Source organism: Dactylosporangium aurantiacum (assembly GCF_000716715.1).
Taxonomy (GTDB): domain Bacteria; phylum Actinomycetota; class Actinomycetes; order Mycobacteriales; family Micromonosporaceae; genus Dactylosporangium; species Dactylosporangium aurantiacum.
Map to the genome: position 1 here is coordinate 50,900 of NZ_JNYJ01000039.1, position 13,999 is coordinate 64,898.

The following is a 13,999-nucleotide window of genomic DNA, read 5'->3' on the forward strand; positions in this document are numbered from 1 at the left end:
CATGTCCGAGCTGTGGCCGGCGGGCACGCCGGGGCTGCTGCGCCTGCCGTCGGGGCGGACGGTCCGCGGCCGGCCGCTGTCCAAGCCGGTGCCGGACGGGCCGGTGCCGACGCTCGGCGTGTACCTGCTCGGCCGGGAGCCGGCGGCGACGCCGTGGCCGGCGCACTGGGTGCGCTGGCCGGACTTCGGCCTGCCGCGGGACCGGGCGGCGCTGCGGGCCGCCCTCGAGGCCGCGCTGGTGGAGGCGGAGGCGGGGCGGGTCGAGTTCGGCTGCGGCGGCGGTCGCGGCCGGACCGGGACGGCCCTGGCGTGCCTGGCGGTCCTCGACGGGGTGCCGGCCGGTGAGGCCGTCGCGTACGTCCGGCAGCACTACTCCCGGCACGCCGTCGAGACGCCGTGGCAGCGCGGGTTCGTCAAGCGGTACACCTGACGAACCCGGCGGCGGACGGTCAGTTGACCGACGCGGACAGTTGCTCGATGGCGGCGGCGCTGAACGCCTCGCCGGCGAACACCGCCAGCCGCGACAGCGGCAGGCTGCCCATGAGGGTCAGCATCTCGGGGTTGCCGGCGGTGCGGGCCATCGTGCCGGCCTCGCCGTCGGCGGCGAGCGACGCGAACAGCGCCCCGAGCGCCTCGGCGCCCTTCGGGTCGCTGAGCCACTCCGCGATCGTCGACTCGCCGGTCAGCGGCGCCCGCGCCGGGTCGCCGTCGACGTCGGCGGTGGCGGTGACCCGCAGGTCGCGGGAGGAGGCGCCGACCTCGACCCGGTACGTGCCGCCCTCGACGATCCAGCGGGACAGGCGGGTGTCCCAGTAGGCGAGGTCGTCGCGGGCGATCGGCAGCTCCACCTCGACGGTCGCGCCGGCCGCGACGGCGACGTTCGCGAACGCCTTCAGCTCGCGCGGCGGGCGGCGGACCGCGGAGCCGGGCAGCGAGACGTACGCCTGGACGACCTCCCGCCCGTCGCGCCCGCCGGTGTTGGTGACGCGGAGCCGCACCAGCAGCCCGTCGGGGGTGGCGGTCACCGTCGCCGGGCCGTAGTCGAACGTGGTGTACGACAGGCCGTGGCCGAACGGGTACGCGACCTGCTGCTGCCGGGCGTCGAAGCCGCGGTAGCCGACGTGGACGCCCTCGCCGTAGCGCACGTGCCCGGCCTCGCCGGGGAAGTCCAGGTAGGACGGGTGGTCGGCGAGGTGCAGCGGGATGGTCTCGGTGAGCCGGCCCGACGGGTTGACCCGGCCGAACAGCACGTCGGCGATCGCGCCGCCGCCGGCCTGGCCGAGCAGCCAGCCCTCGACGACCGCGGGCACGGCCGCGTCCCACGGGGTGGTGCGCACGACCGCGCCGTTGGACAGCACGACGACGGTGCGCGGGTTGACGGCCGCGACCCGCTCGATCAGTTCGACGTGCGCGGCCGGCAGGTCGAGGGCGTCCCGGTCGGCGCCCTCCGTCTCCCGCTCGGTGCCGGCGAAGACGAGCGCGACGGCGGCGTCGCGGGCCAGCGCGACCGCGGCGTCGATGTCGTCGTACCCGGGTGCGAACGTGACGGGCCCGCCGGCGAGCGCGGTGATCTCGTCGAGGGCGTTGTCGAGCCGGGTCGGGGTGACCTGTGAGCTGCCGCCGCCCTGGAAGCGCGGGGTGCGGGCGTGCTCGCCGAGGACCGCGACGGTGCCCTGCCCGGGGCGCAGCGGCAGGACCCCGCCGTCGTTCTTGAGCAGCACGATGCCGCGCCCGGCCACCTCGCGGGCCAGCGCGTGGTGGGCGTCGGCGTCGTACGTGGCGCTGGTGCGGGCGGCGAGCGCCGCACGTACCAGAGCGGAGACCCGGGACACGGCGGTGTCCAGGACCGACTCGTCCAGGGTGCCGGCCCGGACCGCCTCGACGAGGCGCCGGTCACCCTCGGGGTCGGGGCCCGGCATGGTGAGGTCGAGCCCGGCCCGGACCGCCTCGACCCGGTCGGCGACGGCGCCCCAGTCGGAGACGACCAGGCCCTCGTAGCCCCACTCGCCGCGCAGCACCTCGGTGAGCAGCCAGTGGTGCTGGGAGGCCAGGACACCGTTGACGCGGTTGTACGCGCACATGACGGTCCACGGCTTCGCCCGCGTCACCACCCGCTGGAAGGCGCGCAGGTAGAGCTCGCGCAGGGTGCGCTCGTCGAGGTCGGCGGAGACCCGCATCCGGTCGGTCTCCTGGCTGTTGACCGCGTAGTGCTTCAGCGACGCGCCGACGCCGCGGCTCTGCAGGCCCTTGACCCATTCGACCGCGAGGACACCGGTGAGCAGCGGGTCCTCGGCGAAGTACTCGAAGTTGCGGCCGCCGAGCGGGCTGCGTTTGAGGTTGATGCCCGGGCCGAGCAGGACCTGGACGTCCATCGCCAGGGCCTCGTCGCCGAGCGCCTCGCCGACCCGGCGGGCGATCGCCGGGTCCCACGTCGAGCCGAGCGCGACAGCGGGCGGGAAGCACGTGGCGGGTTCGCTGGCGAGCAGCTCCGTGGTGTCCGGCAGCGCCTTGCGCACGCCGTGCGGGCCGTCGGTGAGCGTGATCTGCGGTACCCCGGTGACGGCGGTGCTGCGCCAGAAGCTGCTGCCGCTCGTGACGGCGGCCTTCTCCTCAAGGTCCATGGCGGGTGTCCCTTACTGAGTACTTGTAAAGTATTAAGTATTGGTACGGTAGTCCCGCGGCGACCGCACCGACAAGAGGGAGCGCACCGGATGGCACGGCACGACCGGACCCGCCTGCCGGCCGCCGAACGACGCCGGCAGATCATCACCGCGGCGACCCGGCTCGTCGCCGAACGCGGCTTCTGGGGCCTGTCCATGCAGGACGTCGCCGCCGACTGCGGCCTCACCGTGCCCGGCCTGCTGCACCACGTCGGCTCGAAGGACGGCCTGCTCATCGCGATCCTCGAACACCGCGACGCCGAGGACGCCCGGGCCCTGACCGCCCTGCTGGACGGTCCCGCCCCGACGACCCTGCCGCAGCTGTGCGCGGCGGTGGTGCGCCGCAACGCCGGGCAGCCGGAGATCGTGCGGCTGTTCGCGGTGCTGCAGGCGGAGTCGCTGACCCCGGACCACCCGGCGCACGACTACTTCGTCGCCCGGCAGCAGCGGATCCTGCGGGAGCTCACCGACCTGGCGAAGGACGTCACCGACGCGCCGGAGACCCTCGCCCGGCGGATCATCGCCCTGATGGACGGGGTGCAGCTGCAGTGGCTACGCTCCCCCGGCACCGACCTGACGGCGTTGTGGGCGGCCACGGCCGGGGATCTGCTGCGCTGGTAGTCCTTACCTTTTCAGCGCTCCTTGCCCTTCAGCGTTCCTTGCCCTTCAGCGTTCCTTATCCTTCAGCGCTTCGACCAGCCGGGTGATGGCGTGGCGGGGCAGATCGAGCAGCCGCGCGTCCAGCCACGACGCCGGGACCAGCTCCGCGATCCGGCCCCTGGCCTGGTTCTTCGTCAGGCCGTGCTCCCTGACCAGCCCTTCACGCAGCACGTTGCCGAGCTTGCCGTGCGCGTGCGACAACAGCCACCCCACCGCCGACCGCTCCGCACCGGGCACCGCCGTAGCCTCCACGATCGCCAGCTTCGGCGAGGGCGTACTGCGGCGGTATCGTAAGGTGTACTTCGCCGCGATGACGGAGCGTAGTGCTTCCTGACGCTTCGCATCGATGAGGTCCGGGGATTTGTTGGGGACCTGTAAGCTCAGGGTAGGAGCATTGAGCGCGAGCAGCACCCGCAGGAGCCATGGCCCGGGGTCCCCGGCGAGATCGATCTGGTCCGGCACCGACCGCACCGGCGCCGCCAGCAACGCCGCAGGCCCGCGCCCGACGGCCTCGCCCTCCAGCGAGTGCTCACCGTGGGTGTACATGTTGACCGCCGCCCCGCTCAGCCGCTTCTCCAGCACCTGCCAGGTCCGCGCCGTCGGCCGGCACACGTAGAGGTCACTGGCCGACCCGACCGCCTGCGCGCCGTGGTACCGGTTGAAGGCCGGCAGGATCGCCTCGACGGCCAGGTCGAGGTCGAGCACCGCCCGCTGCACCTTCACCCCGAGCGCCGGCGTCAACGGGCTGAAGCCGTAGGCCATGATGAGCCGCCCGTTGCCCCGGTCCCGCAGCGCCTGCGCGCCGCGCCCGAGGAAGAGCTGCACCCCTTCGGGCGTGTACGGCGGATCGGTGAACACCAGGTCCGCGGACTCGGCGACCACCGGCGGCACCCCGAACCGCAGGTCCGCGAACCAGCAGTCGACGGCGTGCCCCCGCCGCGCGGCCCGTTCGGCGATGAACTCGAGCAGCCGCTCGTCGACGTCGACGACCGTGACCCGCAGGTCGGGCCGGACCTCGAGGACCGCGAGCGAGGTCAGGTCGTGGTCGCCGACGCAGACCAGGTGCGCCCCGGCCAGGTCGAACGTCTCGTCCAGCCAGCGCGCCCGCCGCGCCGCGGTCTCGGCGGTCGCCGACACGTGGTCGAGGGACCGGTCGGTCGGCACCTCCGCGATCAGCCGCGCCATGTGGGCGATGAGATCGCCGTCCGAGAGGGCTCGGTTGTCGGCGTCGCCGTCCGAGAGAGCTCGGTTGTCGGCGTCGCCGTCCGAGAGGGCTCGGTTGCCGGCGGAGACGCCGCTGTCGCTGGAGAGGGCGAGATCAGCGTCCGGGTCGGCGGCCGGCGGGCGGGGAGGCGCGGCCGACGACGCAGAGGAGCCCGACGGCACGGGATGAGTGAGGGCTTCGTCCACATTGGTCGCGGCGTAGGAGACATCGCCGGCATGGGAGGAAGGCCCGTTGCCCGGGCGGGGGTGTTGCTGGGTGCGGAAGCGGGTCCGGTACGCGCCCGGCAGGCGCAGTGCGCCGTTGCGGGCGGTGTGCAGGTCGGGGCCGGCGGCGCGGAGCAGCTGTTCGGCGGTCCGGCGGGGCAGGGCGTGGTCGCGGATGAGGTCGTCGAGGGTCGCCGGGGTCGTCGCCAGGTGGACCAGCGCCTCGCGCAGACGGCGGGCACCGATGCCGGCCTCGGTCACCAGTGCCGCCACCGCGTCGATCGGCACCGCCGCAGCCGCGGCCGCCACCTCAGCGCCGGCGGCACCGCCGTCCGCCGAACCGCCACCGTCCGCCGAACCGCCACCGTCCGCCGAGGCCGCCGCAGGATCAGGGACCGCTGCGGCGGGGTGGGGCGTCGAGGCGGCCGCGGTGGCAGGAGCGGCCGTCGTGGTGGGTCCGGATGGCGGAACGGATGATGCCGCGCGCCCGGTGTCCGTGATCATCTTGTCCGGTTGTCCTGCGGGCGGCGGCAGTTCGGCCGCGGGGTCGGTGTCCGGTGGCGGCGTCATCATCGTCCACCTTACGGGGCGGGGCGGAGCGGACGAGACCGGTAAAGGTCATCGATGAGTTAAAAGTTAACGACCTGCAGTTATTCAGCGACGGGGGTGTGAAATCAGTTAAACCGTTTCGGCGGTGTTTCGCGGCCCGGCAGCCATCGAAGTACAGGGTGGCGGCAAGGGTGGCCGGAGGGCATGAAGTCTTGTCCCGATGAATCCGGCTGTGTGATCGTCCTGAAATCGCCATGAGTCGATGGAGCATGCGGTTGGTTGATCGGCGCGCGTAACGCCGGCCGTTGCACCTGTCAGTCGACTCTCGCGTGTCTCGGTTGGTTCCGGCGCACACCCGAACGCTGTACCCCCGGTACCGTGCGCCGCCCTGGAAAGAAGGCACCCTTGAAGCTGTCCCCACGGTTCGCTACAGCGGCCGGAGTGCTCGCGGTCGGGCTGGTAACAGCCGGCACCGCCGCAGCCGTGCAAGCCTCACCCCCACTGCCGGCGCCCACAGGCGTCGAGGCAGCCAACGCCGTCGCGGCGAAGTCCGCGGCGACGTTCGTGTCCCAGCGTCCGAGCGTGCTGCACCCGAGCACCGACGACGCGTACGTGCAGAAGTCGCTGGTCGCCTCGGGCAGCGCGAAGTACGTCGCGTACGAGCGGACCTACAAGGGTCTGCCCGTCGTCGGCGGTGACTTCGTGGTGGTCACCGACGCGGCGGGGACGACCAGGTACACGTCGGTCGCGCAGACGCAGGCGATCGGCGACCTGTCGACCTCGGCGAAGATCAGCGCCGCGGACGCGGAGGCCGTCGCCCGTAAGCAGCTCACGGCCGTGAACGCGGTCGAGAGCACGAAGCTCGTCGTGTACACGCTGGACGGCGCGGCGAAGCTCGCGTACGAGACGACGCTCAACGGCACCGGCGCGGAGGGCGCGAGCCGCCTCACCGTCAACGTCGACGCCACCACGGGCGCCCTGCTCAGCAAGAAAGAGCGGGTCATGCACGGCACCGGCACCGGCTGGATCGTCGGCAACGTCTCGATCAACACCACGCTGTCCGGCAGCACGTACAGCATGAAGGACCCGAACTACACGAACATCGCCTGCCAGAACGCGACCGGCAACGCCACGTTCACGGGCAGCGACGACGTGTGGGGCAACGGCGACGGCACCAACCGGGAGACCGGTTGCGTCGACGCCCTGTACGCCGCCCAGAAGGAACTGCAGATGCTGTCGTCGTGGCTCGGCCGCAACGGCTTCAACGGCAGCGGCGGCGGCTGGCCGATCCGGGTCGGCCTGAACGACCAGAACGCCTACTACGACGGCACGCAGATCCAGATCGGCAAGAACACCGCCGGCAAGTGGATCAGCTCGCTGGACGTGGTGGGTCACGAGGTCGGTCACGGCATCGACGACACCACCCCCGGCGGCATCTCCAACGGCGGCACCCAGGAGTTCGTGGGTGACGTGTTCGGCGCGGCCACCGAGGCGTTCGCCGCCAACGCGAACGACCCGGCCGACTACCAGGTCGGCGAGGAGGTCAACCTCGTCGGCAGCGGCCCGATCCGCTACATGTACAACCCGTCGCTCGCCGGTGACGACAACTGCTACTCCAGCAGCACCCCGTCGCAGGAGGTCCACGCGGCCGCCGGCCCCGGCAACCACTGGTTCTACCTGCTCGCCGAGGGCACCAACCCGACCAACGGCCAGCCGAGCAGCACCACCTGCAACGGCAGCACCGGCCTCGTCGGCATCGGCATCCAGAAGGCGACGAAGATCTTCTACAACGCGATGCTGATGAAGACCTCGTCGTCGTCGTACCTGAAGTACCGCACCTGGACGCTCACCGCGGCCAAGAACCTGTACCCGGGCAGCTGCACGGAGTTCAACGCGGTCAAGAACGCGTGGAACGCCGTCAACGTCCCGGCGCAGTCCGCGGACCCGACGTGCACCACCGGTGGCACCACCCCGCCGCCCACCACCTCGAACCCGCCGACCGGCTCCTGCTCCGGCCAGAAGCTGCTCAACCCGGGCTTCGAGTCGGGCACCGCCAACTGGAGCGGCACCACCGGCTCCATCGGCCAGTGGGGCAGCCAGGGCCAGGCCGCGCACGGCGGCACGTACAGCTCGTGGCTGGACGGGTACGGCTCGACGCACACCGAGGCGATCCAGCAGTCGGTGACCATCCCGGCCGGGTGCAGTGCCACGCTCACGGCCTACATCCACATCGACTCGGCTGAGACGACCACCTCCGTCGCGTACGACAAGCTGACCATCACGGCCGGCTCCACCACCCTGGGCACCCTGTCGAACCTGAACAAGGCGTCCGGGTACGTCCTGCGCACCTACAGCCTGAACGCGCTCGCCGGCCAGACCGTCGTGATCAAGTTCAGCGGTACGGAGGACTCGTCCCTGCAGACGTCGTTCGTCCTCGACGACCTCGCGGTGACGCTCAGCTAGCACCACCAGCACAGCGCAAGGAGTACCGAATCACCGGGAGAGGCCCGGGTCGCGCGCCGGCCCGGGCCTCTTCGTGTGCGGGCGCGGATCTCCACCCGGGCTCCACCCGTGGGTGGCGGTGCCCGGCCCGGGGCCGCGCCTAGCGTCGGCGGCATGAACCTCACCACCACGCTGCTGGTCGCCGTCGCCGTCCTGTACGTCCTGGTCCGCCGGTTCACCGGGGAGCCGCTGCAGGCGCGGCGGCTCGTCCTGCCACCGGTGCTGCTCGTCGGCTGGGGCGGTTACGAGGTGTCGCACGCGTTCACCGGCGGCACCCTGCCGCACGCCGTCCTCGACGGGGCGGTCCTCGGCGCCGCGGCGGTGCTCGCCGCCGCCGGTGGGCTCGTGCGGGGCCTCACCGTCCGGGTGTTCGTCCGCGACGGGCACCTGTGGTACCGGTACACGGCGATGACGCTCGTCGTCTGGGTCGCGCTCCTCGGGGTGCGCTTCGCCGAGGACGCCGCGGGCCGGGCGCTCGGCGCCGACGCCGCCGTGGTCGCCGCCGCGCTGCCGTTCGTGATCGGGCTCAGCTTCCTCGGTGAGGCCGCCGTCGTCGGCCGGCGCGCCCTCGCCACCGGCGTGCCGTTCGCCCCGCACCGCGACCGCCGCCCCGCCGCCCGGTGACCCCCGGCGGGACGGCGGGCCGGCGGCGGGCCGGCGACGAGACCGTGACGACCACGAATGCGGCCGCGGCCACCACCGATGCGGCCGCGGCGGCCGCCCGCGGGACCGCGGTGACCGGCCGGGTGGCGGAGACTGGGGGCGTGTTCACGGTCACCGACACCGCCGTCGCCAGGTGGCGGCAGGCGCGCAGCCTCGTGTTCCTGGCGCTGCTGACGTTCGCGATGCTGCGCGCCGACCCGCGCCCCGCACCGGCCGGGCGGGGGCTCGCCGTCATCGCGCTCGTCGCGGTCGCCGGGGTCGCGTGGCTGGCGATGACGCTGCGCGACGGGCAGCAGCCGCGGGCCGCCGCGATCGCGGTGTGCGGCGCTGCCGGGCTGGCCCTGTGCGCGCTCGACACCCGCGGGTACGCGCCCTGCTACCTCATCGCCGCCGGCACCGTCGCGGTGGCGGCGCTGCCGGTCGCCGTCGCCGCCGCCGGCACGGCCCTCGCGGCGGCCGGGCTCACCGCGGTGCTGTGGGCGCGCGGCGCCGGGTGGACCGAGCCGCTCGTCTGGGCCGGGTCACTCGCCCTCGTCACGCTGCTCGGCGTGGTCCGCCGGCAGCGCGACGAGCAGGCCCGGCAGGCGCGGACCGTCGCCGCCCTCGACGAGCGGGCCAGGCTCGCCCGGGAGATCCACGACGTGCTCGCCCACTCGCTGTCGGCGCTGTCGGTGCAGCTGGAGACGGCGGCGGCGCTGCTGGAGAAGGACCGGGCCGCGGACGCCGCGGTGCTCGTGGAGCGGGCCGGGCGGCTCGCCCGCGACGGGCTCACCGAGACCCGCCGGGCCGTCGGCGCGCTGCGCGGCGACCCGGTGCCGCTCGGCGAGCTCGTCGGTGCGCTCGCCGACGGGTATCGCGCCGACCTCGGCGCACCCGCGGACGTGACCGTGTCGGGGACGCCGCGGCCCCTCGACGCCGAGCCGGGGCTGGCGCTGTTCCGCACCGCGCAGGAGGCGCTCACCAACGTGCGCAAGCACGCGCCGGGCAGCGCGGTGAGCGTCCACGTCGGTTACGGCGGCGCCGCGGTGCGCCTCACGGTGCGCAACAGCGCCCCCGCTACCCCGGACGCCGCGCCGCCCGGCGGGCACGGCACCCGCGGGACGCCGCCGCCCGGCGGGCACGGCCTGGCGGGGCTGCGGGAACGGGTCGCCCTCGCCGGCGGCACGTTCAGCGCCGCACCGGACGGCGACGGGTGGCTGGTCGATGCGAGGATCCCCGGATGATCACGGTGGTGGTGGCCGACGACCAGACGGTGGTCCGGGAAGGCCTCGAGGTGCTGCTCGGCCTCCTCGACGACGTCGAGGTCGTCGGCGCGGCCCGCGACGGCGACGAGGCGGTGGCGCTCGTCGCCGCGCACACCCCCGACGTGGTCCTCATGGACCTGCGGATGCCGGGCTGCGACGGGGTCACCGCGACGGCCAGGATCCGGGCCGCGCACCCGTCGACGCGGGTCGTGGTGCTGACGACGTACGCCGACGACGCCGACGTCCTCGCCGCGATGCGGGCCGGGGCCCTCGGGTACCTGACGAAGGACGCCGGGCGGGCGCAGATCGCCCAGGCGGTGCGGGCGGCGGCGAACGGGCAGGCGTACCTCGACCCGGCCGCCCACCACACCCTCGTCACCGCCGCCACGTCCACCACCGCCGCCGGCGAAAGCACCGCCGCCGGCGAAAGCACCGCCGCCGGGAAGCCGCCGCCGGACGGGTTGACGGCGCGGGAGGCGGAGGTCCTCGGCCTCATCGCCGCCGGGCTGTCCAACCGGGAGATCGCCAAGCGGCTCTACGTGACCGAGGTGACCGTCAAGTCGCACGTGAACCGGCTCTTCGCCAAGACCGGGGTCCGCGACCGGGCCCAGGCGGTCCGGTACGCGTACGAGCACGGCCTGACCGCGTAGCGCCCGGCGCCGCTCAGCCGACGTCGTGCGCCTGCAGCCACAGCTCCAGCAGGCCCAGCTGCCACAGCTTGTTGGCGCCGGTGCGTTCGGTGTGCTGGTCGGGGTGGCGCAGCAGCTCCTCGACGAACGCGGGCTGGAACAGGCCGCGCTGCTTCGCCGTCGGGCTGGTGAGCACGTCGGCGACGAGGTCGAGCAGCGGCCCGTCCAGGTGGCGCAGCGCCGGCACCGGGAAGTACCCCTTCGGCCGGTCGATGACGTCGGCCGGCACCAGGTCCCGGGCCAGCTCCTTGAGGATGCCCTTGCCGCCGTGGGCCGCCTTCAGCGCCGGCGGGCACTTCGCGGCGAGCGCGACGAGGTCCTGGTCGAGGAACGGGGTGCGCAGCTCCAGACCCCACGCCATGCTCATCGTGTCGACGCGTTTCACCGGGTCGTCCGGCATGAGCAGGTGCGTGTCGAGGCGCAGCGCCGCGTCGAGGGCGGTGTCGGCGCCGGGCGCGGCGAGGTGCGCGGCGACGAGGTCGCGGCTCACGTCCCGGTCGCACAGGTAGTCGGGGTCGAGCACCTCGGCGAGCTCGGCGTGGTCCCGGTCGAAGAACGCCCCGGCGAACACGTCGAGGGCGGCGTCGCGGGGCGCGGTGGCCAGCGGCGCGTGGTAGCGGTACCCGGCGAAGACCTCGTCGGCGCCCTGCCCGGACTGGGCGACCTTCACGTGCTGCGACACCTGCTGGCACAGCAGGTAGAACGCGACGACGTCGTGGGTGCCGAGGGGCTCGGTCATGGCGGCGACGCTGCGTTCGACGGCCGGCATCAGCTCGTCGTCGGGGATCCGGATGCGGTGGTGGTCGGTGCCGAACGCGTCGGCGACGACGTCGGAGTAGCGGAACTCGTCGCCGCCCTCGCCGGCCGCGGACTCGAAGCCGATGCTGAACGTGCGCAGGTCGCGCTGGCCGGCCTCGGCGAGCAGGGCGACGATGAGGCTCGAGTCGAGGCCGCCGGACAGCAGGACCCCGACGGGCACGTCGGCGACGAGGCGCCGCCGCACGGCGGTGCGCAGCGCCGCGGTCAGCTCGGCCTTCCAGTCGGCGGCGTCCATCACCGGGTCGCGCACGTAGTCGGGCTGCCAGTAGACGCGATCGCGGGTGCGCCCGTCGGCCTCGACGACCCGGACGGTCGCTGGTGGCAGCTTGCTGATCCCGGCCAGGACGGTGTGGGTGCCGGGCACGATCGAGTGCCAGGTGAAGTAGTGGTGCAGCCCGACCGGGTCGAGGCTGGTGTCGACGTCGCCGGCGCGCAGCAGGGCGGGCAGCGTCGAGGCGAACCGCAGGCCGCCGGGGCGCGGCGCGAGGTACAGCGGTTTGATGCCGAGCCGGTCGCGGGCCAGGACGAGGCGGCGGCGGTGCCGGTCGACCAGGGCGACGGCGAACATGCCGACGAGGTGCTCGACGAACCGCTCGCCCCACCGGTGGTACGCCGCGATGATCACCTCGGTGTCGCTGGTGGAGCGGAACGCGTAGCCGCCGGCGGCGAGCTCGTCGCGCAGCTCACGGTAGTTGTAGACGCATCCGTTGAACACGATCGCGATGCCGTGCCGCTCGTCGAGCATCGGCTGGGCGCCGGCGTCGGACAGGTCGATGACGCTGAGCCGGCGGTGGCCGAGGGCGGCCCAGCCGTCGTGCCACAGTCCCCTGCCGTCGGGTCCGCGGGGCTCCATGGCCGCGGTCATGCCGGCGACGATCCCGAGGTCGGCCGGAACACCGTCGAAGCGGACCTCGCCGCCGATGCCACACATGCTGTTGTCCGCTCCCCTGCTCGGGATGTACTGGTGATGGGGTCGTGCTGCCGGTACGCCGCCGGCCCGGGCTCAGATCGGCGGGAGGCCGCCGGGCACGGGCTGGGCGAGCCGGTCACCCGCCGCGTCACGGTCGGTCCGGTCCTCGACCTCGGCGTCGGCGAGCTGGGCCCGGAACGTGTCGATGCCGGCGAGCGCGGACGCCTTGTGCCGGTACGTGCCGCTGGCCGCGACGACCTCACCACTGTCGGTGAGCAGCCGGAAGCGGAACCGTCCGTTCGGGATCCGCACCAGGACGATCTTCATCGGGGCACCTCCTGAGGTTCCCGTACCCGCTGACCGGCGCGGCGGAACATCCACGGCCCGGGGTGCGGAAGAACAGCATCGGGTTGCGCGACGCGGCGGCGTGCACGGGGGCGGCGAGGCGCAGCTTGCGTTTGAGGCCCAGCAGCCGGTCGTGGGTGTCGGGGTCGGCGGCGCTGGACGCGGTCAGGTGGCCGATGCCGCGGCGGCGCAGCCAGCCGAGCACGACGGCGCCCTCACCCACCGGGCCCGGGCGGCGGTGGTGGTAGACGTCGTGGACGGCGACGGCGGCGCCCGGCGGGAGCCGTTCGAGGATCGCGGTGGTGTACCAGCGGGCGAAGCGCGCCGTGTGCGCCGCGTCGAGCAGCACGAACCCGGGGTCGGCGGGCAGCGGGCGGCGGCGTGCGTCGCCGGGGGTGAACCGCCAGCGGTCGCCGGCGAGCGCGGCGGGGACGTGACGGGCGGCGGCGTCGGTGAGGTCGTAGCTGTGCAGCACCCCGCCGTCGCCGCCGGCGGTGGCGTTGTCGCGCAGGGCCCGCAGCAGCCACGTGGTGGACCAGCCGCGGGCCGCGCCGAGCTCCAGCACGGTGCGCGGGCGCAGCGCCCGGACCGTCAGGTAGCTGATCTCGGCCTCCACGTCGTCGAGGCGGGGCCGCATCGCCTGCTGCGCCAGCAGCTCCCGCTGCTCGTCGCGGGCGGCGCGCAGGTCGTCGGCGTACGCGCGGTACCAGCTAATGACCGTGTCGAGCGGCAGCATCGAGGTCTCCGTTGGCGATGGCGGCGAGGGCGTCGAGGGAGCCGGTGCCGGGCACGAAGTAGCCGTCGTGGCCGGTGACGCCGTCGACGGGCAGCGGCAGCGCGCCGAACGCCGGGTCGCCGGGGTGGGTGCCGTGGCCGGCGCCGAGGACCCGCAGCCCCGGCAGGCGGCGGGTCCAGTCACCGGCGGCGGTCCCGGCCCAGACGCGGGCGGTGGTGTGCAGGTCGGCGGCGCGGTCGACGCCCATGCCGGGGCTGCCGAGCGCGACGACGTCGGTGACCCGGCCGCCGAGACCGGCGTCGAGCCGCGCGGCGGCCCGGCCGATGACGGTGGAGCCGTAGCTGTGCCCGACGAGGACGAGCCGGGGCGCCGGCACGTCGCGAAGGAACCGCAGCAGCGCGGCGGCGCCGGTCGCCGCGGCGTCCTCCCGGACCGCGGCCAGGCGGATCCCGCGCGGCGGGTGGTAGCCGAGCCACGCGACGACCGCGACCGGTGCGGCGCCGGCGGGCCGGCGGGCGGCGGCCCGGTCGGCGAGCTGCCGGGCCTGCCAGGCGGGGGCGCGGCGCTGCACGCCGCCGAGGCCGCGGTCGAAGTTGGCGGCGGTGGTGTCGACGCCGGGGACGAGCACGACGACGGTCGCGGCGGTCGCCGGGTCGCCGACGACCTCGACCGCGAGCCCGTCGGCGTACCGGGCACCGTGGACGGCCAGCACCGGCACCGGCGACACCTGGGCGGGCCCGAGCACCGACCAGAGCACCGCGACGACGGGGATCGGCAGGAGTCTGCGAAGCATG

At 74.2% G+C, this 13,999-nt stretch carries 12 protein-coding genes; 6 read left to right on the forward strand and 6 right to left on the reverse strand.

All coding sequences use genetic code 11. From position 1 onward, the window contains the following. Window position 1: 1 nt before the first annotated feature. Window positions 2–430, forward strand: coding sequence for a hypothetical protein (locus OP18_RS36395; RefSeq protein ID WP_033363697.1), 429 nt, complete (start codon window positions 2–4; stop codon window positions 428–430). 19 nt (window positions 431–449) lie between these two features. Here OP18_RS36395 and OP18_RS36400 read toward each other — a convergent pair whose 3' ends face one another. After that, window positions 450–2,621 carry a glycoside hydrolase family 3 C-terminal domain-containing protein gene (locus OP18_RS36400; protein ID WP_033363698.1) on the reverse strand — a complete coding sequence of 724 codons (2,172 nt, stop codon included), beginning with the start codon at window positions 2,619–2,621 and terminating at the stop codon, window positions 450–452. 90 nt (window positions 2,622–2,711) lie between these two features. On the opposite strand from OP18_RS36400, the gene OP18_RS36405 reads away from it, so the two are divergent. Further along, window positions 2,712–3,281, forward strand: a complete 570-nt coding sequence (locus OP18_RS36405) for a TetR/AcrR family transcriptional regulator (protein ID WP_052387857.1) — start codon at window positions 2,712–2,714, stop codon at window positions 3,279–3,281. Window positions 3,282–3,326: 45 nt separating this feature from the next. Here the strand turns inward: OP18_RS36405 and OP18_RS36410 are convergent, their stop codons facing one another. After that, entirely contained in the window at window positions 3,327–5,036 is a 1,710-nt protein-coding gene (locus OP18_RS36410; RefSeq protein ID WP_156090042.1) for a bis-aminopropyl spermidine synthase family protein, read from the reverse strand. A gap of 666 nt (window positions 5,037–5,702) precedes the next feature. Between OP18_RS36410 and OP18_RS36415 the strand changes: the two genes are divergently transcribed. The 4 genes from OP18_RS36415 (at window position 5,703) to OP18_RS36430 (ending at window position 10,356) form a co-directional block, all read left to right on the forward strand. Then, entirely contained in the window at window positions 5,703–7,760 is a 2,058-nt protein-coding gene (locus tag OP18_RS36415; RefSeq protein WP_033363699.1) for a M4 family metallopeptidase, read from the forward strand. Between the two features lie 153 nt (window positions 7,761–7,913). Continuing rightward, the gene (locus OP18_RS36420) at window positions 7,914–8,423 is read left to right on the forward strand and encodes a DUF1453 family protein (protein WP_033363700.1); all 510 of its coding nucleotides are present in this window, start codon (window positions 7,914–7,916) and stop codon (window positions 8,421–8,423) included. Between the two features lie 44 nt (window positions 8,424–8,467). Further along, on the forward strand, window positions 8,468–9,685 hold the full coding sequence (locus tag OP18_RS36425; protein WP_156090043.1) for a sensor histidine kinase: 1,218 nt from the start codon (window positions 8,468–8,470) through the stop codon (window positions 9,683–9,685). Next, complete coding sequence (locus tag OP18_RS36430; protein WP_033363701.1) at window positions 9,682–10,356, forward strand: response regulator; 675 nt, start codon at window positions 9,682–9,684, stop codon at window positions 10,354–10,356. The genes OP18_RS36425 and OP18_RS36430 overlap by 4 nt, the downstream gene beginning before the upstream one ends. A gap of 13 nt (window positions 10,357–10,369) precedes the next feature. On the opposite strand, the gene OP18_RS36435 is transcribed toward OP18_RS36430, so the two are convergent. The 4 genes from OP18_RS36435 to OP18_RS36450 form a co-directional block, all read right to left on the reverse strand. Beyond that, on the reverse strand, window positions 10,370–12,145 hold the full coding sequence (locus OP18_RS36435) for an N-acetylglutaminylglutamine amidotransferase (protein ID WP_033363702.1): 1,776 nt from the start codon (window positions 12,143–12,145) through the stop codon (window positions 10,370–10,372). A 72-nt stretch (window positions 12,146–12,217) separates the two neighbouring features. After that, complete coding sequence (locus tag OP18_RS36440) at window positions 12,218–12,451, reverse strand: YegP family protein (RefSeq protein WP_081971412.1); 234 nt, start codon at window positions 12,449–12,451, stop codon at window positions 12,218–12,220. After that, complete coding sequence (locus OP18_RS36445; protein ID WP_052387860.1) at window positions 12,384–13,205, reverse strand: O-methyltransferase; 822 nt, start codon at window positions 13,203–13,205, stop codon at window positions 12,384–12,386. Before OP18_RS36445 ends, OP18_RS36440 begins: the two co-directional genes overlap by 68 nt. Then, window positions 13,180–13,998, reverse strand: a complete 819-nt coding sequence (locus OP18_RS36450) for an alpha/beta hydrolase (RefSeq protein WP_052387861.1) — start codon at window positions 13,996–13,998, stop codon at window positions 13,180–13,182. Before OP18_RS36450 ends, OP18_RS36445 begins: the two co-directional genes overlap by 26 nt. Window position 13,999: the final 1 nt, after the last annotated feature.